This window comes from Mesorhizobium sp. M8A.F.Ca.ET.207.01.1.1, assembly GCF_004794715.1.
In the GTDB taxonomy this organism is placed as follows: domain Bacteria; phylum Pseudomonadota; class Alphaproteobacteria; order Rhizobiales; family Rhizobiaceae; genus Mesorhizobium.
The window spans coordinates 632,389-649,709 of the sequence record NZ_SRUS01000002.1 but is presented as its reverse complement, the minus strand read 5'-3'; the positions used below and the strand labels follow the sequence as shown (position 1 = coordinate 649,709).

General features: G+C 61.9%; 18 protein-coding genes and 1 tRNA gene. 11 read left to right on the top strand and 8 right to left on the bottom strand.

Annotation, left to right across the window (positions count from 1 at the left end; translation table 11 throughout):
- Window positions 1-993, bottom strand: coding sequence for a glutathione S-transferase family protein (locus EN850_RS07975; RefSeq protein ID WP_136090956.1), 993 nt, complete (start codon window positions 991-993; stop codon window positions 1-3).
- A 267-nt stretch (window positions 994-1,260) separates the two neighbouring features.
- Between EN850_RS07975 and EN850_RS07970 the strand changes: the two genes are divergently transcribed.
- From EN850_RS07970 to EN850_RS07950, 5 genes are all read left to right on the top strand, one after another.
- Window positions 1,261-1,785, top strand: a complete 525-nt coding sequence (locus EN850_RS07970) for an N-acetyltransferase (RefSeq protein WP_127280713.1) — start codon at window positions 1,261-1,263, stop codon at window positions 1,783-1,785.
- Window positions 1,786-1,930: 145 nt separating this feature from the next.
- A complete protein-coding gene (locus EN850_RS07965) occupies window positions 1,931-2,692 on the top strand; it encodes a 3-hydroxyacyl-CoA dehydrogenase (protein WP_136090955.1) in 762 nt (253 codons plus the stop codon).
- Between the two features lie 76 nt (window positions 2,693-2,768).
- Window positions 2,769-3,539, top strand: coding sequence for a HugZ family protein (locus EN850_RS07960; RefSeq protein WP_136090954.1), 771 nt, complete (start codon window positions 2,769-2,771; stop codon window positions 3,537-3,539).
- A 164-nt stretch (window positions 3,540-3,703) separates the two neighbouring features.
- Complete coding sequence (locus EN850_RS07955) at window positions 3,704-4,048, top strand: metalloregulator ArsR/SmtB family transcription factor (RefSeq protein ID WP_127280947.1); 345 nt, start codon at window positions 3,704-3,706, stop codon at window positions 4,046-4,048.
- Window positions 4,049-4,149: 101 nt separating this feature from the next.
- Window positions 4,150-4,944, top strand: a complete 795-nt coding sequence (locus tag EN850_RS07950) for an RNA methyltransferase (RefSeq protein ID WP_127280946.1) — start codon at window positions 4,150-4,152, stop codon at window positions 4,942-4,944.
- A 50-nt stretch (window positions 4,945-4,994) separates the two neighbouring features.
- Here EN850_RS07950 and EN850_RS07945 read toward each other — a convergent pair whose 3' ends face one another.
- Together EN850_RS07945 and EN850_RS07940 are read right to left on the bottom strand one after the other, a co-directional pair.
- A complete protein-coding gene (locus EN850_RS07945; RefSeq protein ID WP_136090953.1) occupies window positions 4,995-6,149 on the bottom strand; it encodes a hypothetical protein in 1,155 nt (384 codons plus the stop codon).
- A 156-nt stretch (window positions 6,150-6,305) separates the two neighbouring features.
- A complete protein-coding gene (locus tag EN850_RS07940; RefSeq protein WP_245458768.1) occupies window positions 6,306-6,842 on the bottom strand; it encodes an EipA family protein in 537 nt (178 codons plus the stop codon).
- A 387-nt stretch (window positions 6,843-7,229) separates the two neighbouring features.
- On the opposite strand from EN850_RS07940, the gene EN850_RS07935 reads away from it, so the two are divergent.
- Window positions 7,230-7,859, top strand: coding sequence for a histidine phosphotransferase family protein (locus EN850_RS07935; protein ID WP_127279334.1), 630 nt, complete (start codon window positions 7,230-7,232; stop codon window positions 7,857-7,859).
- 247 nt (window positions 7,860-8,106) lie between these two features.
- Window positions 8,107-8,475, top strand: coding sequence for a response regulator (locus tag EN850_RS07930; RefSeq protein ID WP_127869813.1), 369 nt, complete (start codon window positions 8,107-8,109; stop codon window positions 8,473-8,475).
- 127 nt (window positions 8,476-8,602) lie between these two features.
- On the opposite strand, the gene ctrA is transcribed toward EN850_RS07930, so the two are convergent.
- A complete protein-coding gene (gene ctrA / locus EN850_RS07925; RefSeq protein WP_006203583.1) occupies window positions 8,603-9,298 on the bottom strand; it encodes a cell cycle two-component system response regulator CtrA in 696 nt (231 codons plus the stop codon).
- 451 nt (window positions 9,299-9,749) lie between these two features.
- Between ctrA and EN850_RS07920 the strand changes: the two genes are divergently transcribed.
- Window positions 9,750-10,127, top strand: a complete 378-nt coding sequence (locus EN850_RS07920; protein WP_027146385.1) for a flagellar export protein FliJ — start codon at window positions 9,750-9,752, stop codon at window positions 10,125-10,127.
- Window positions 10,128-10,236: 109 nt separating this feature from the next.
- Here EN850_RS07920 and EN850_RS07915 read toward each other — a convergent pair whose 3' ends face one another.
- Window positions 10,237-10,635 (bottom strand): helix-turn-helix domain-containing protein, encoded by a 399-nt coding sequence (locus EN850_RS07915; protein ID WP_127870022.1) that lies wholly within the window; start codon window positions 10,633-10,635, stop codon window positions 10,237-10,239.
- 88 nt (window positions 10,636-10,723) lie between these two features.
- On the opposite strand from EN850_RS07915, the gene EN850_RS07910 reads away from it, so the two are divergent.
- Entirely contained in the window at window positions 10,724-11,650 is a 927-nt protein-coding gene (locus EN850_RS07910) for an NADP-dependent oxidoreductase (protein WP_136090952.1), read from the top strand.
- Window positions 11,651-11,720: 70 nt separating this feature from the next.
- Here the strand turns inward: EN850_RS07910 and EN850_RS07905 are convergent, their stop codons facing one another.
- Complete coding sequence (locus tag EN850_RS07905; protein ID WP_006203587.1) at window positions 11,721-11,996, bottom strand: DUF1153 domain-containing protein; 276 nt, start codon at window positions 11,994-11,996, stop codon at window positions 11,721-11,723.
- Window positions 11,997-12,285: 289 nt separating this feature from the next.
- On the opposite strand from EN850_RS07905, the gene mnmA reads away from it, so the two are divergent.
- Window positions 12,286-13,476, top strand: coding sequence for a tRNA 2-thiouridine(34) synthase MnmA (gene mnmA / locus EN850_RS07900; protein WP_136090951.1), 1,191 nt, complete (start codon window positions 12,286-12,288; stop codon window positions 13,474-13,476).
- A gap of 93 nt (window positions 13,477-13,569) precedes the next feature.
- Here the strand turns inward: mnmA and EN850_RS07895 are convergent, their stop codons facing one another.
- On the bottom strand, window positions 13,570-14,529 hold the full coding sequence (locus EN850_RS07895; protein ID WP_127869816.1) for a Gfo/Idh/MocA family oxidoreductase: 960 nt from the start codon (window positions 14,527-14,529) through the stop codon (window positions 13,570-13,572).
- Window positions 14,530-14,768: 239 nt separating this feature from the next.
- On the opposite strand from EN850_RS07895, the gene EN850_RS07890 reads away from it, so the two are divergent.
- Window positions 14,769-14,845: transfer RNA gene (locus EN850_RS07890), tRNA-Met, on the top strand.
- Between the two features lie 187 nt (window positions 14,846-15,032).
- Here the strand turns inward: EN850_RS07890 and EN850_RS07885 are convergent.
- Complete coding sequence (locus EN850_RS07885) at window positions 15,033-17,078, bottom strand: flotillin family protein (protein WP_135865479.1); 2,046 nt, start codon at window positions 17,076-17,078, stop codon at window positions 15,033-15,035.
- Window positions 17,079-17,321: the final 243 nt, after the last annotated feature.

The following is a 17,321-nucleotide window of genomic DNA, read 5'->3' as shown; positions in this document are numbered from 1 at the left end:
TCAGGCCGCCGCCCTCGCGAACTTCGTCCGATCATGCGGCGCGCCATAGTCAAGCTCCGGTCCTACCGGCACGATGCGCGTCGGATTGATCGTTTCGTGGCTGCCGTAATAATGCGCCTTGATGTGATGCAGGTTCACCGTCCCCGCCACACCGGGCACCTGATAGAGGTCGCGCAGATAGTTCGACAGGTTCGGATAATCGGCGATGCGGCGCAGGTTGCACTTGAAATGGCCGACATAGACCGGGTCGAAGCGCACCAGAGTGGTAAACAGCCGCCAGTCGGCCTCGGTGATGCGGTCACCCACCAGATAGCGTTGCCTGGACAGGCGGTCCTCCAGCCCATCGAGCGTCGAAAACAGCTCGCCGAACGCTTCTTCATAGGCCGCCTGCGTGGTGGCAAAGCCGGCGCGGTAGACGCCGTTGTTGACGGAGGGATAGACCAGCGCGTTGATCGCGTCGATCTCGCCGCGCAGTGCCTGGGGATAGAAATCGAGGCCGGCATCGCCCCATTGATCGAAGGCTGAGTTGAGCATCCGGATGATTTCGGAGGATTCGTTGGAGACGATGGTCTGTTCCTTTTTGTCCCACAGCACCGGCACCGTCACCCGGCCCGAATAGGAGGAATCCGCCCTGGTGTAGATCTGGTGCAGGAAGTCGAGGCTATAGAGAGTGTCGCCGGTGGCGCCGTCCTCGGCTACAAACGTCCAGCCATTGGCGCCGAGGAAATGATGCACGATCGAGACGGAGATGATGCCTTCGAGCCTCTTCAACGCGCGAAAGATCAGCGTCCGGTGCGCCCAGGGACAAGCGAGCGAAACATAAAGGTGATAGCGGCCGGGCTCCGCCTTGAAGCCTCGGCCGCGGCCTTCTGCCGGTGCACCGTCGCGCGTGATCCAATCTCGCCACTGCGATTGCGGCCGCACGAACCTGCCACCGCTGTCCTTGGTGTCATACCAGCGGTCTTGCCATTTACCGTCGACCAACAATCCCATGGAATATCCTTTCGCGTTTCCACCTCATGTAGAGCGCGATGCGGCAAGACGGAATTAGTCAGGACTGAACAGATCGTCAATCGATAGGGCCAGCGGACGGGTCGATTGCGGCGGCGCAAAATTGATGCTAGCGGACACTTTGCATGTTCGATTTTGCTTTGATCCGGTTTGACCGACGACGAAAGGGCGCCCGCGCTTGATGAAGCGCTGACTGGCGAATGCTGCCGTTTGCAGCAACCTTTCCTCCTCTACCGGAACGCAAAGACCATGAGCCTTGCCGACGTGAAGTACCTGCCGGAAACCCCGGCGCACGATCCTGAAATCGAAGCAATCAATGACGAGGCCTTCGGGCCCGGCCGTTTCGTGCTGGCCGCCTACAAGATCCGCGAGGCCGGTGGGCATGAGCGTGCTCTGTCCTTTGTCGCGGTCGACGGCGACCTCGTCGTCGCCTCGGTGCGCATGACGCGCATAGCGGCCGGTGCCGGCCGGGCGCTGATGCTTGGGCCGCTCGCGGTACGGCCCGCCTTCAAGAATCTCGGCATCGGCCGCCGGCTGGTGGCGATCGCACTGGAGGCCGCCGCCAAGGCCGGTGCACCCGCCGTGATCCTGGTCGGCGACGAGCCCTATTACGGGCCGCTCGGCTTCAAGCGCATACCGCGCGGCCAGATTTCGATGCCGCGGCCTGTCGACCTCGACCGGCTGCTGTCGCATGAGATCACGCCAGGCGCGGTGGCCAGGCTTTCGGGCGAGGTCGGCCACGCCAGCCAGGCCAGGATCGTCGAGCACGCCTGAAGCAGCTTCGCGAAGGGTATGAACGGGGCTGCGTTCGCCGTTTCTGCAAGACGGCGAACTGCTCCATCTTGACCTCGTCGGTCGATCCGGGCCTGATCCGTCCCCGTTCTCATAGAAAGCCCGTTCTCACAGGAAGGATGACGCCATGAATCCCAACGGCCAGATCGCGATCGTGACCGGCGGCGGCTCCGGCCTTGGCGAGGCAACCGCTCGCGCGCTTGCCGCCAAGGGGGCCCGTGTCGCCATCCTCGATGTCGGCATCGAGCGCGCGGCCAAGGTCGCGGCCGAGATCGGCGGCATCGCCGTCCGGTGCGACGTCGCGAGTGCCGACAGTGGTGCCGCCGCCCTCGCCGATGTCGCCGCCAAGCTGGGCGAGCCCCGCATCCTGGTCAATTGCGCCGGCATCGCCATTGGCGTGAAGACGATCGGCAAGGACGGCCCGCATCCGCTCGACCAGTACCGCAAGGTGATCGAGGTCAATCTGATCGGCACCTTCAACATGATCCGCCTGGTTGCCGACCGCGCCGCCAAGCTCGAGCCGCTGCAGGGCGGCGAGCGCGGCGTCATCGTCAACACCGCCTCGGTCGCCGCCTATGACGGCCAGATCGGCCAGGCGGCCTATTCCGCCTCCAAGGGCGGCGTGGTCGGCATGACGTTGCCGGTGGCGCGTGATCTCGCCCGTTCCGGCATCAGGGTCTGCACCATCGCGCCCGGCATCTTCAAGACGCCGATGATGGCCGGCATGCCGCAGGACGTGCAGGATTCGCTGGGCGCCGCGGTGCCCTTCCCCTCACGCCTCGGCGAACCTTCCGAATATGCCGCACTTGCCCTGCACATCATCGAAAATCAGATGCTGAACGGCGAAACCATCCGCCTCGACGGCGCCATCCGCATGGCGCCGAAATAGTGCGAGCCGAAGTTGGCGGAAGACCGAATCCGGCCGGCAACACCGACAAGCGAGACAAATTGTGGCGAGCGCTTCGATGCAGCGAAATCAAGATAGGGATGTGATCCGAGAGACCGACGCCGAGGCGATCCGGTTGGCGAAAACGCTTCTGCGCAGTGCCCGCTTCGGCGCCCTGGCGGTGCTGGAACCACGGACCGGGGCGCCGCTGGCGAGCCGGGTCGGCGTCGCGACCGACATCGACGGCGCGCCGCTCATTCTGGTGTCGATGCTCGCGGCGCATACGTCGGCCCTGCTTGCCGATCCGCGCTGTTCCCTGCTGCTTGGCGAACCCGGCAAAGGTGATCCGCTGGCGCATCCGCGGCTGACGCTGGTCTGTCAGGCATCGCGGCTGGAGCGCGGCTCGCAGGCGCATGCCCGTACCGAGCGCCGCTATCTCAACCGCAATCCCAAGGCGAGCCTCTATGCCGGGCTCGGCGACTTTTCGATCTTTCGCCTGGAGCCGCAACGCGCCAGCCTCAACGGCGGGTTCGGCAAGGCCTATCTGCTCGAACGGGCCGACCTCCTCACCAATGGGCCCATCATCGAGGAACTTGCCGGAAGCGAACAATCGGCCGTCGAGCACATGAATGCCGACCATCTCGACGCGATCGCCATCTATGCCCGTCATTTCGCCAAGGCACCTGGTGATGGCTGGACGATCGCCGGTTTGGACGCCGATGGCATGGATTTGGTGTCGGGGGACAATGTCTGCCGGGTATTCTTCCCGCAACCGCTGGTAAAGGCTTCGGAATTACGTCCCGCCCTGGTCGAAATGGCCAGGATCGGCAGGGCCGCATCGGAGGCATAAGACGAAACTAAATTGCATTTGATCAAAAGCAACCCTTGAGATTTGAAAGAAATGTTCTAGGCTTAGCTGTGGTGCTGACTCGTCGGCACCTTCACAAGTGAATTTATGGATTCAGGCACCATTGCCCCCATGGCGCCTCGATGAGCAAACAGCATGGGGCATCAATGGTCTCGACAAAACTAATCGCGAACGCCGAATCGGCTGCCGAATTTCTGATGCTGATGGGCAACGAAAAACGGCTGTTGATCATGAGCTATCTGATCGACGGTGAAATGTCGGTCGGCGCCATCGCCGAAAAGGTGATGCTCAGCCAATCCGCCCTCTCGCAGCACCTGGCCAAGTTGCGGGCGCTCGACCTCGTGGACACCCGCCGCGATCGTCAGATGATCTACTATTCCTGCAAATCCGATGCGGTGCGCGAACTGCTCGCCGTGCTGGACGGCATCTTCGGCAGCAGCAAGGAAGATCTGTCCCAGATGGCGCAGAGATTGCGCCGCGCCGGGACTTGACCGGACGCTGCCGCGGCCGTTTACCTCGCTGACGATTTCCGGAGCCTGGCTCATGTGTCTTTCGCGGCACACGAGCCACGCTCTTTATTGTTGAGCGGGACATGGACCCAATTCGCATCGACGATCCACGCGACCCACGTGTCGCGGCCTATCTTGATATCCGCGAGCGCGACCTGGCCGGCCGGCAAGGCCGCTTCGTCGCAGAAGGCAAGGTGGTGCTCGACCTGCTTTTGTCGTCGAGCCGCTTCAGCGCCGAATCCATCCTGGTCTTGGAAAACCGGCTTGGCGGCCTGGAGGACATACTGCGCAAGACACGAACGGACCTGCCGGTCTATGTCGTCGCCGGCGCGGTGATGGACGCGATCGCCGGATTCCACATGCATCGCGGCATCCTGGCCATCGGCCGCAAGGAGACACCCCTGCCGTCTGGGTCATTGCTGGATGCCTTGCCCGCTCAAGCCCTGGTCGTGGTGCTTGTCGGCATCGCCAACCATGACAATATGGGCTCGATCTTCCGCAACGCCGCCGCTTTCGGCGCCGATGCGGTGTTGATGGACGCGACATGCTGCGATCCGCTGTACCGCAAGGCGATCCGGGTTTCGGTCGGCGCCGCGCTCAAGATCCCTTTCGCGTCCTTCGCCGACACGGCGGACTTCACGGCGGATCTCGATCGGCGGGGTTACGACCAGTTCGCGCTGTCGCCGCGCGGCCGGATCGACATACGCGATGCACGGCGCGGCGAGCGCCTGGCGCTCTATCTCGGCACCGAGGGCGAAGGCCTGCCCGAAAGCCTGCTTGCCCGCTTGCAAACCGTGCGGATCACCATGTCGAATGGCTTCGACAGCTTGAACGTCGCTGCCGCCTCGGCCATCGCCCTGCATCATTTCTCGCGCTGACGGGCGCCGTCTGAGGCCAAGACGCCGGCAGGCCGCCAGCCCGCACCGCGTCAGTTGGCTTCCGCCTTCTGCAAGGCGCGCACGCGGTCGGCGAGACTGCGGTCGTGGCTGGCGGAGCGGTTGTCCTGCGGTGCCGCCAGCGCCTTGGCGATCGGTGAATCCGGTCCTTCGAGCTTGGCTGTCAGGTGGACGACCTCCGCCGCCAGTTCGTTCATCTGCTCACGCAGCGCGGCGCCATTGCCATTCGTCAAACCCGACGATGCCACAGCGCCGAGATCCGCCTTAAGCCGCTTGTTCTCCCGCGCCAGCGCCGTCAGCCTGGCCTCCAGCCGCTCGCGGTCGCTGTCGAGCTTGGCAATCGCGCGGTCCATGTCGTCGCGCTCGCCTGCCTCGTCATGCCGGTCCGACTCATCGGGCTTGCCAACCAGCCGCAAGGCTGGGGCGCCGTCCTCGGCTTTCGTTTTTTCCCGCAACCGCGCCAACTCCTTTTCGCGCCGATCAAGCTTGTCCTCACGGTCGGCGAGCGTTGCCAGCAGCCGCTCGACCTTCTTGTCGAGTTCGGCGGCCCTTTTCTTTTCGGCCTTCAAGGCATCGCGCGCGGCCTTGCTTTCGGCCGCGATCTCCTGGCCGCGCCGATCCGCTTCCTTGCGCTGGCCACGCAGCAGCGAGATGTCGCTGGCGAGCTTCTGCAATTCGGATTCGCGGGCCACGAGTTCGATCTGGCGGCTGCTGGAGGCAAAACTGGCGTCGTCATACATGCGCTCCAGCTTCTCGAGTTCGAGCGCCCGCCTTTCCAGCTTTCGTTCGGTTTCCTTGAGCCGCTCCGAAAGCTGATGCAGTTCCTCTTCGCGCCGCAGCAACGCTTCGCTCTTGGCGCCGAGTTCGGCGAGCGCGTGGTCCTTTTCCGCGCGCTCGACCGCGAGCCCCTTCAGCGCCTCGCGGCCCCGGTTGATCTCGACGAGCTGTTCGGCCACCTTTTCGCGCAGCGTCTTGACGTTGATTTCGAGCCGCCGCGTCGTCATGGCGTACTCGGCCCGGACCCGGTCCTTGTCGGCCTGGATCTCGGCTTGCGTCAGCGGGATGGAGGCCTCGATGCGCCTGCGGGTCAGGGCGACGGCGCGCCGCCAGACGGCCGGAGCCACCATCAGCGCCAGAAAGCCGGCACAGAGAAAGCCGAGGGTAAAGAACAGGACCGACTGAACCAAAGGACTACCCGTTATCGACGACAACTTGGAAGGCTGGACTGTGCCATCTTGGCATGGCGGAAATCCGGCACCGCGGCAAGGGCTTGCCGCGGCTCATTCGGGGCGTGGGCTCGGGAATCCGGTCAAACTGTCCGCGATTCGATCATGTTGGACAGATCAGAACGGGTTCCAGGTCGCCCGCTCGGTCAGTTTCAGATAGCCGAGATTGACGCCGAGCCGGGCGCCGACGCCGGTACGGATCGGCACCAGCAGCACATTGTTGTTCTTCAGCACGTTGAAGCCGACACCCGCCACCACATAGGCCGAACCGGCGACGCCGCCATAGCGATTGTAGAGGTTGCCGACATCGTCGAGATTGTAGACCAGCATCATCACGCGTGACCCCTCGCCGCCGAAATCCCAGCCCAGCGACGGGCCTTGCCAGAACACTTTGTGATCGCCGGCATTCTTGGTGTAGAGCGTGCCTTCGCCATAGGTCAGGCCGCCGATCAGCGCACCGGATCCCTCCTCGCCGAGCAGATAGCCATTGGGCAGACCGTAGGAGGCGAAAATCTTCTCCACGACGGTGGCCAACCCGCCCGACGTCGCGCCGAAGAACTTGTGGCCGGAATCGATAATTTCCTGAGCGGTGTACTCCTGGGCCCGCAAGGGCGATGTCGTGAAGACGAGAACGCCCATGAGCGTGATCGCCATTGAGAGGACGCGGAGAAAACTCCGGTCATAGAATCGGGAAAACATGCTTCCAATCTCCGTCATGAAGCACTTTCGCCGACGCCTCGCATCCGTACGGCTCTTTTTAGGCGGCCGTTAAGGATGACTGTTAGGGGCAAACTATGCCGTAATCCTTTTTCAACCATTAAATTCCCACATGAAGATGGCGGTTCGAAGGCTGTTTGGGGAGCGCGCGGGGCCGGCAGCCTGGGCGAACACGCCATTTGCCCCGACGACAATCTTGGATTTGTTGCTGTACGAACGAGTGCTGTGTATTCAGAAAGCCTCGGGTTGGAACGTGATTCGTGTGGGTAGCGCGATAGCAGGTCGCCCGGTCACGACTAGTGGAATTTGCAGGGATTTTCACCGATGGCCGATCTGTTCACCCTCACCGCCCCCGATCTGGCGGCGCTCTTGTGCAGCCGCGTCTGCCACGACATCATCTCGCCGGTCGGCGCGATCAACAACGGGCTTGAACTGCTCGACGAAGGTGGTGCCGACGAAGACGCCATGCGGCTGATCCGCCAGAGCGCAAAGAACGCCTCCGCCCGTTTGCAGTTCGCCCGGATCGCCTTCGGCGCCGCCGGCTCGGCCGGCATGATGATTGACACCGGAGATGCCGAGGCCGTCGCCATCGCCTTCCTCAAGAACGAAAAGCCGGAATTGGTCTGGAACGGCATCCGCGCGCTGCTGCCCAAGAACAAGGTCAAGCTGCTGCTCAACCTGCTCCTGGTTGCCAATGCCGCCATTCCGCGCGGCGGCAAGCTGGTGGTGACGCTCGAAAATCTCGAAACCGAGCCGCGTTTTTCGCTTTCGGCAAGCGGGCCGATGCTGCGTGTGCCGCCGAAATTCCTCGAACTGCATTCCGGTCACAAGCCGGAGGAGCCGATCGACGCGCATTCGGTGCAGCCCTATTACACGCTGCTGCTGGCCCGCGAGGCCAACATGACGATTTCGATCCATGCGACGGCTGAAGAAATCGTCCTTTCGGCGGCCTGAAATCGGCGCTGGCAGCGCGATCGAACAAAGTATTTCAATCTGAAATATTTCATTGACACCCCAATCGGGGTGCGATGAACTTTGCCTGCCCGGCAACGCCGAAGCATCCGCAAGGAAAAGCGCGTCGAACGGTATCTTTGCAAAAATTTTACCTAACGGCTTTTTGGCTTCTTTACCAGATCGGTCTAGGCTACGCCGCAGATGCCCCGCACGACCGGATTGCCAAAGGGCAAAGAGGACCCGGAAAATGAAACGCTGCATGTTCGTCGACGATTCAAGCGTCATCAGGAAGGTCGCAAAACGCATCCTGGGCGGTTCCGACATGATGGTCATCGAGGCAGCCAGCGGGCTTGACGCACTGGAGATGTGCGCGGCCGACATGCCCGACATCATCGTCGTCGACGGCGCCCTGCCGGACATGCAGGCGATCGACCTCATCCGGCGCGTGCGCGCCATGGAAAGCCCGATCAAGCCGCAGATCCTGATCTCGCTGGTCGAACTCGATATCGCGTCGATCATGCGCGCCAAGCGCGCCGGCGCCCAGGGCTATCTGTTGAAGCCCTTCAATCGCCCGCAACTGCTCGAGCGCTTTCGCGCCTTGAAGATCGCTGCCTGAACGCTGTTCCAGGAGAACCGCGGCGGCCTGCCGTCTGTCCGGCAGTGCGCAAAAACAAATGATCATCGGCCTACAATGCAAAAACCCGGCCATGGCCGGGTTTTTTAGAAAGCTCTGCCGGCTGCGCTCAGGCGCTGACGCGGATGTCTTCCGGTTCGCGCAGCACATAGCCGCGGCCCCAGACGGTCTCGATGTAGTTCTGGCCACCGGAAGCGGCGTCGAGCTTCTTGCGCAGCTTGCAGATGAAGACGTCGATGATCTTCAGTTCCGGCTCGTCCATGCCGCCATAGAGGTGATTGAGGAACATTTCCTTGGTGAGCGTGGTGCCCTTGCGCAGCGAGAGCAGCTCCAGCATCTGGTATTCCTTGCCGGTCAGGTGCACGCGCTGGCCACCGACCTCGACGGTCTTGGCGTCAAGGTTGACCACCAGATCGCCCGTGGTGATGACCGACTGGGCGTGACCCTTGGAGCGGCGCACGATGGCATGAATGCGCGCCACCAGCTCGTCCTTGTGGAACGGCTTGGTCATGTAGTCGTCCGCGCCGAAGCCGAGGCCGCGTACCTTGTCCTCGATGCCAGCCATGCCGGAGAGGATGAGGATGGGCGTCTTTACCTTGGAGAGGCGAAGCGTTCTCAAGACCTCGTAGCCGGACATGTCGGGCAGGTTGAGGTCGAGAAGGATGATGTCGTAGTCGTAGAGCTTGCCCAGATCGACACCCTCTTCGCCGAGGTCCGTCGTATAGACATTGAAACTTTCCGATTTCAGCATCAACTCGATGCTTTGTGCGGTTGCACTGTCATCTTCTATCAGCAGAACACGCATTTCATTCCCCTTTTCTGCCGCCGGACCATTTCACGACCCGTCCTGCCCCGGAGCAGTGGTTGCCTTGTAGAGAGGCTGCCATCGAATGGTTAACAAAACCTAATTTCCCGTTCATTACGGTATCAGATTTTTTAACCCCTTTCTACACCCTCTTGAATCTAATAACGAATCACAGACCAAAATTCCTAATGCGACACATTAATAACCTGGACTAAGTGACTCCAGGGACTCATCGACGCGGCTTCGCTTCGGCGGCCGGAATTTTTACCCGGCCTTAAGCCCTGACCCGTATGATTAACAATGCCCGTAAACGAATGGTTACCGCCGGCAAAAAACTTTAGGGTTTTGTTTCCCATAGTGCGGAGAAAGCCGGTGGATACGGGCAGTGCTTGGGCCTTTCCAAGTGGTTTGGACGATATGTGCGGGTGTGCGTTTCCGGGAGTACCGAATCATGAAGTCACGTGAAAACCTCGTTCGGCTGAAGCAGTTTCAGGTGAATGAGAAGCGGCGGCAGATGCTGCAGCTCGACATGATGATCGCCGAGTTCGAGCGCATGGCCGTCGAACTGGAGCTTCAGATCACCGCCGAGGAAAAGAAAGCCGGCATCACAGATATCAACCATTTCGCCTATCCGACCTTTGCCAAGGCGGCGCGCCTGCGCCGCGACAATCTCAGGAACTCGCAAGGCGACCTCGCCCAGCAGCGAAGCGCCGCCGAATCATTACTCGGCGAAGCTGAAGCGGAGCTTTCCAAGGCTGAGATGCTGGAATCGCGCGATACTAAGATTCGCGAGGCCGAAACCGGTGGCCGTAGCGCCATGATCGGCTGAACCAGCCGACATCGGCGCTATTCGACACGCGCACAAGCGCGCCCGCTGTCGGGACGGCAGCCTGAACCAGCGCCGGCTGGCGCCGCGAAGTGCTGCTGGCGCACAAGACCTAGGCCGCCCAGTCCGCCTCATTTCCGTTGGTCGCCCTTGCCCGGGCATCCTTGATATCGGGCGCATGCTGCTCCGCCCACGATCTGATCTGGGTAAGCAGTTCCGCCAGGTTCTGGCCGAGCTCGGTCAGTTCATATTCCACGTGTGGCGGAATGACCGGATAGACCTCTCGCCGCACCAGGCCGTCACGTTCCAGCACTCGCAAGGTCTGGGTCAGCATCTTGGGCGTGATGCCTTCGAGCTTGCGGGCAAGCGCACCATTGCGCATCCGGCCTTTGCGCAGCGCGCAGACAACCAGATAGACCCATTTGCTGGCCAGCATTTCCAAAACGGTGTGCGACGGACATGTCCGCCGGAACGCGTCATAGCCAAAGGGGGAGTCGCAATCACTATCCATAAGGTACCTATATATCAGAGAGGTACATACTAGACAATAGGTCTTTACTCTCCAAATGATAGTGGCATCGATCAACAGGAGAGATTTCATGCGTGCCGTTACCCAGAATGCCGTCGGCGGACCCGACGTTCTTGTCATCGCCGAATTGCCCGATCCCACGCCGAAGGCCGGCGAGGTGCTGGTCCGCGTCAAGGCGGCCGGCATCAATCCCGTCGATGGCGCGGTGCGCGCCGGCAACTATCCGCTGCTCGGCGAGCCACCTTTCATCCTTGGCTGGGATATTTCGGGGACGGTCGAGGCTCTGGGCGCCGGCGTCACCAGCGTCAAGGTCGGCGACGACGTGTTCGGCATGCCGCGCTTCCCCAAGCAGGCCGCGGCCTACGCCGAACTGGCGGTCGTGCCGGCCGATGAGATCGCGCCGAAGCCGAAAGGCGCGGACCACATCCGGGCCGGCGCATTGCCGCTGGCCGGTCTCACCGCCTGGCAAGGCCTTGTCCGCCATGGCGCACTGCAATCAGGCCAACGCGTGCTGGTGCACGCCGGAGCTGGCGGCGTTGGCCATCTGGCCGTGCAGATCGCCAAGGCGCGTGGTGCTTACGTCGTTGCCACAACCAGCCCGGGCAAGCTCGACTTCGTGCGCAAGCTGGGCGCCGATGAGGTGATCGACTACACCAAGGGTGATTTCACCAGCCAGATCAGCGACATCGACCTGGTGCTGGAGCCGCTGGGCGGCGACCATGCCGATCGCTCCCTGAAGGTGCTGAAGCCCGGCGGCGTGCTGGTGTCATTGCTCAATGTCAACGACGCCACGCGCGCCGACGCCAGTTCGCGCGATATCAGGGTCGAGCGCATGTCGGTGGTGCCCGACCGCGAGGGCCTGCTCGAGCTCGCTGGGTTGATCGACGCGCAAAAGCTTGCCGTCCACGTGGCCAGGACTTTTCCGCTCGACCAGGCGGGAGCCGCCCACGCCTTTCTCGCCACCAGGCCGATCGGCAAGGTGGCACTGACGATCTGAGCGGCGACACCGTCGCTCCGAAAGAAAAAGGGCGCGGCATGCCGCGCCCTTTGATCGTGGTGAGGCCGGCCTAGTGCCGGTATTGCTGGATACGCGTGGTGCGCAGCCCGGCAAGGCCGTATTCGTCGATCGACGCTTGCCAGGACAGGAATTCCTCCGTGGTCAGCTTGTAGCGCTGGCATGCCTCTTCAAGGCTCAAAAGTCCGCCGCGCACCGCTGCAACCACTTCCGCCTTACGCCGGATGACCCAGCGACGCGTGTTCGTCGGCGGCAGATCGGCAATCGTAAGCGGGCTGCCGTCAGGCCCGATAACATATTTGACTCTAGGTCTAACCAGATCGGTCATCGTACTCTCTACAAAAAACTCAAAGACCCAATCCCCGCCACGTTACCGCCACAGCTTTAAAAATTGCCTAAGCAGACCCTAATGACTAGGTAAGGATCGTGAACGCCGCGTTAGTCTTTTAGCGGGCATTTGAAATATGCGGCTGGAAGCCCTGTTTTGGCCGGGAGAAATGTATCCATTCGCAGCGCTCGCGACGCGCCGCCGGTCGCCCTGCAAGCTGGCGCAGCAGGAAAGCTTGACCTATATTCTCGACATTGGCATTCAGACGCCGCGTTAGAATGAAAGCACCATGAACAGCCTCGATCTTCCCGGACGCCCAGAAAACACCCGCATCGTCGTCGCCATGTCGGGCGGCGTCGATTCATCCGTGGTCGCCGGCCTGCTGAAGCGCGAGGGCTACGATGTCGTCGGCGTCACCTTGCAGCTCTATGATCATGGTGCGGCAACGCATCGGGCCGGATCATGCTGCGCCGGCCAGGATATCGACGATGCCCGCCGCGTCTCCGAGACGCTGGGCATTCCCCACTATGTGCTCGATTATGAGGAGCGGTTCCGCAAGGCGGTCATCGACCCCTTCGCCGAGAGCTATGTCGCCGGCGAAACGCCCATTCCTTGCGTTTCCTGCAACCAGACGGTCAAGTTCGCCGATCTCCTGGCCACGGCCAAGGATCTCGGCGCCGATGCGCTCGCCACCGGCCACTACATCCGCTCCGGCGCCAATGGTGGCCACCGCGCCCTCTACCGGCCGGTCGACGCCGACCGCGACCAGAGCTATTTCCTGTTCGCCACCACGCAGGCGCAGATCGACTATCTGCGCTTTCCGCTTGGCGGCCTGTCGAAGCCACAGGTTCGCGCCGTCGCCGAGGAGATGGGGCTGACGGTCGCCGCCAAGCAGGACAGCCAGGACATTTGCTTCGTGCCGCAGGGCAAATATTCCGACATCATCGCCAAGCTGAAGCCGGCCGCCGCCAATCCGGGCGACATCGTCCATATCGACGGCCGCGTGCTTGGCCGCCACGAGGGCATATTGCGCTACACGATCGGCCAGCGCCGTGGCATCGGCATCGCGTCGGGCGAGCCGCTCTATGTCGTCCATCTCGATGCCGAGCGCGCCCGCGTCGTCGTCGGCCCGCGCGAGGCGCTGGAGACGCACAAGATCTATCTGCGCAACATGAACTGGCTGGGAGACGGCGCACTCGCCGATGTTCCCGCCGGCGGCATCGAGTTGTTCGCCAAGGTGCGCTCGACCAGGCCGCCACGGCCGGCGGTTCTGCGCCACGAGGCAGGCGTGACCTCGGTCGAACTGGCCGATGGTGAATCGGGCATCGCGCCCGGACAGGCCTGCGTGCTCTATTCCGACGACGGCAACGAGGCCCGCGTCTTCGGCGGCGGCTTCATCGAGCGTTCCGAGCGCGGCGCCGAGGCCGAGGCGATGCTGAACCGGCTCGCCGCCAAGCCGGCGCGGGTGCCCGCCGAATAACACCCTCTCAAAGACCGTTTCGAAATCCACTTTAGGCAGCCATCAGATGGCCGCCCCAGTAGAATTTCCAAACAGTAGAATTTCCGAACAGTCTCAGGATTTGGTGTGAGTGACGGTGCCAGCGGTCAGGATGCGCAGCACCCTGATCGCTTCCTCGCCGCTGGTGCGCGGTTCGGCGCGCGTCTCGATGCACTGGATGAAATGCTCCAGCTCGCGCGTCAGCGGCATGCCCTGGGCAACCGCGACATAGGACGGCTCGTTGGTGGTGAACGCCCACTGGCCGCTGTCCTGCCACACCGCGTGGCGGTAGACCGCAAGCTTACGCTCCCATGGCTCGACATCGTCGAACACAGCCATCGCCTTGGTGCCGACCACGGTCAGCCGGCGCTCGCGATAGGGGTTGAGCCGCGACGTGAAGAGATGGCTGCGCAGCCCGTTGGGAAAGCGCATATGCAGGTGCGCGAAATCGCTGAGATTGTCGAGGAGTGCCGCCCCCTCGCCGCGCACCTCGATCGGCTCGGTGCCGGTGATGGCCAGGATCATCGACAGATCGTGCGGCGCCAGGTCCCATAGCGCATCGTTCTCGGTATGGAACTTGCCGAGCCCCAGCCGGTGCGAATGGATGTAACGGACCTCGCCGAGCTCGCCCTTGTCGATCAGCCCTTTCAGCGTCTCGAAGGCGGGATGGAAGCGCAGGACATGGCCGACCATGAACACACGCTTATTGTCCTTGGCCGCCTGCACCGAGCGCTCGGCATCGGCCACCGTCAGCGCGATCGGCTTTTCCACCAGCACGTCCTTGCCGTTCTCGACGGCGCGCACGGCGAGGTCGGCATGGAACTGCGGCGGCAAGGCCATGATGATGGCGTCGATGTCATCGCGCACGAACAGCTGGTCCGGCTCGATCGCCAGGCAGTCCTGTTCGCTGGCGAAACCTTCGGCGCGGGCACGATTGGTGTCGGAAACCGCGTGCAACGCGCCGAGCGCCTTGAGGGTGCGGATGTGGTTTGAGCCCCAGTATCCGCAACCGAGGACTGCAATGCGCGGCTTCATCTGTTTCAAACTCTAAAAACTCGTGGCCGAGACATAGCGACGTGCCCCGTCGAACTCAACCCCGGCGGCCGCATCCAGGTGTTCGCGCGGCAAAGCTTTTCGCCATCGAGAATATGCGCCTCTATCGAATGCATCGAAGCTTGACAGGCTCGCCCTCCCAACCTTATATCCGCCCGACCTTGGCGAACGCCTCGAAATGCCTTGCGATTTAAGGCGGATTTCGGGCCTTTCGCCGCCCTGGCGGGGTAGCTCAGTTGGTTAGAGCACGGGAATCATAATCCTGGGGTCGGGGGTTCAAGTCCCTCTCCCGCTACCACTTCAAACCCACTATCGCACGCAATGTTTGTATTGCGGCGGCCGATTGATGCGGCCCGCTTTTCGGCATGCGGGTTCGCTGGGTGGAGAGCCACGGTCGAGGGCGGCCCAAGATTGCAGGCGCCGCCCCCATCCCGGCATGTTTCGGCAGAGCGCAAAATGGGCCGGTCCAACCGGCCCATCCTCGATCACTCCTCCTCAACGGGTGCCGGGACCTCATCCGGTAGGATTTGCGGTCCAACCCGGTCGGCAACGAGCATCGAAAGCATCATCTCGACAAGGCCGTTGGCGGCCCCCTTCTCGCCACCGGTAGCGCCGATCTGGATCTGCGGCACGAGCGGTAGCCTGCCATTTTCGATCGCCTCGGCGAAGCGCATGAGAACCTGCGAGTTGAGCTGATAGTCCGGGCCGCCGAAGGCCGCGACCTTCTTCTCGGTGGCTTCGGCCTCCGCCAGGCCGACGGCGCGAACCCTCTCGGCATCCGCAAAACCGGTCGCCTTGATGCGTTCGGCATCGGCAAGCGCGATAGCCTTGATCATGTCGGCCTCGCCCTGGCCGCCGAGGCGCACCTTCTCGGCCTCTGCCTTGGCAGTGACCTGAATGGTTTCCGCCTGCTGGCGGGTGCGGGCGAGTTGCGCCTTGCCCTCGTTCTCGCTGATCTCGATGGTAAGTGCCGAAGTCGTGATCTTGGCTTGCTGTTCGGCGAGCGCCTCCTTCTCACGCAACGTGCGTTCCTGGATGGCCGCCTTCTCCTGCAATTTATAAGTCTCGACCTTTTCGACCGCAATCTGGCGCTCGCGCAGCTGAATCAGGATTTGCTCTATGCTGTTCTGGCCATTGCCGGCACGTGGCGTACCAATCAACACTTCCTGCAGCTCGAGGCTGTAGGAATTGAATTTCTCCCGCATCTCCTCGCCCGATTTACGCTGGATATCGCTACGCTCCTGCAAAAGCTGGATCAGCGTCTTGGTCTGGGCGATATTCTTGAAATAAGCAGAAACCATCGGATCGAGCGTTTGTTCGACCAGTCGCTTGATGTCACCGAAACGCTGCACCACGAGTGGCGCCTTCATATAGTCGATATGCACGACGACGGACAGCGGCAGCACAGGCTCGAACGCATCCTTGGTGATCAACGACACCTCGGACAGGTTCTCGTCCAGCCTGTGTTCGCCAAACTGCTCCTTCGTCCATTTGAGCACGAAGTTGGTGGTCGGCACGGTGATGATATTGCCGGCATAGGTATTGAACGCATACTTACCTGGCAGCAGCGGCGTCGACCAGACACCGCGTGCGCCGATTTCGACCAGCTCGCCGTGACGGTATGCCTGCCCGGAAATATCCGTGCCGTGGCGGCCGTTATAGGAGACGACGACACCCACCGTGCCGACGTCAATGATCGTCTTCTCGACCAGTTCGACAGTCGCGAAAATGCGATTGAGGAAGTAGCTGCCGTCGGCCAGCACCTGCAACTGGCGGCCACGGTAACCACCGGCATCGAGAAACTTCTCCGGGTCCTGGAAATTGTTGTGGAAGTTCGGGTCGTTCGGATCGTTGGCGACGGTCGGTGCGATGATCTCGCCGTCCGGCAAGGCCGGACCGTCATGGATGGTGACGATACCGATCATGTCCTCGGCATTGTGGATGACGACTGGCTCAAAGCCGCCCCGCTCCGAGATCATGCTGGACATATTGGCAAAAAGGTTTTGTTCCGACGAGCTCAGATTAACGGAATGGATTGACTGGGCGGTGAGCACGATGAACTGTGCGAGATTGATGGCATAGGTGCCTTCACGCAAGATCTTGCGTTGCGGTCCCTTCTGTCCACCTTTTTCGAGAAAGCCGCGCACATCCTGGAAATCATCGGCATCGGTGTTGGAAGCAAGTGTCTGCGTCGGAGGCAGCGGCTTGCCATCACGGGCAAAGACGTAGCCGATCTGACCCTGCGGGATGGTGACAAGATTGGCGCGATGCATCGAATATTGGAACGGCATGAAGAAATGCAGGCCGCCGCGCACGACTTCCGGCTGATAGCCTGCCTCACGGTTGAGCGCGATGAAGCCATTGCTGACCGAGCCGCGAAAACTCCATAGTTTTTCCAAGATGCCGAGCCTGTCGTTCGGGATGTAGCGGACCACGCCGCTCCACCAGAACAGGATCGCCAGCACGATGACGAGCACGGCCACCTCGATAGCCACCCATTCCATCGGGCCGAGATATTGTAGGGCTTCCATCTTTTCTCTCCTATGGGGCGCGCGAGTTCGTTCACCCGACGGTCACCCGGTTGGTGTTGATCTATGACGCGGGGAGACTGCGCGCCGACACGCTCGACGCGCTAAGGGCGTGTCGAACGTTTGGGCTGCTCATTGTATGGGAAAATGACCGCGCATCCCGAGTCCCCAGTGAGGGCAGGCGTGGCCGTGAGCGATGTTACATCGGTGTTGCCTTGATAGACATAACAGAGAATGACGTAGGGA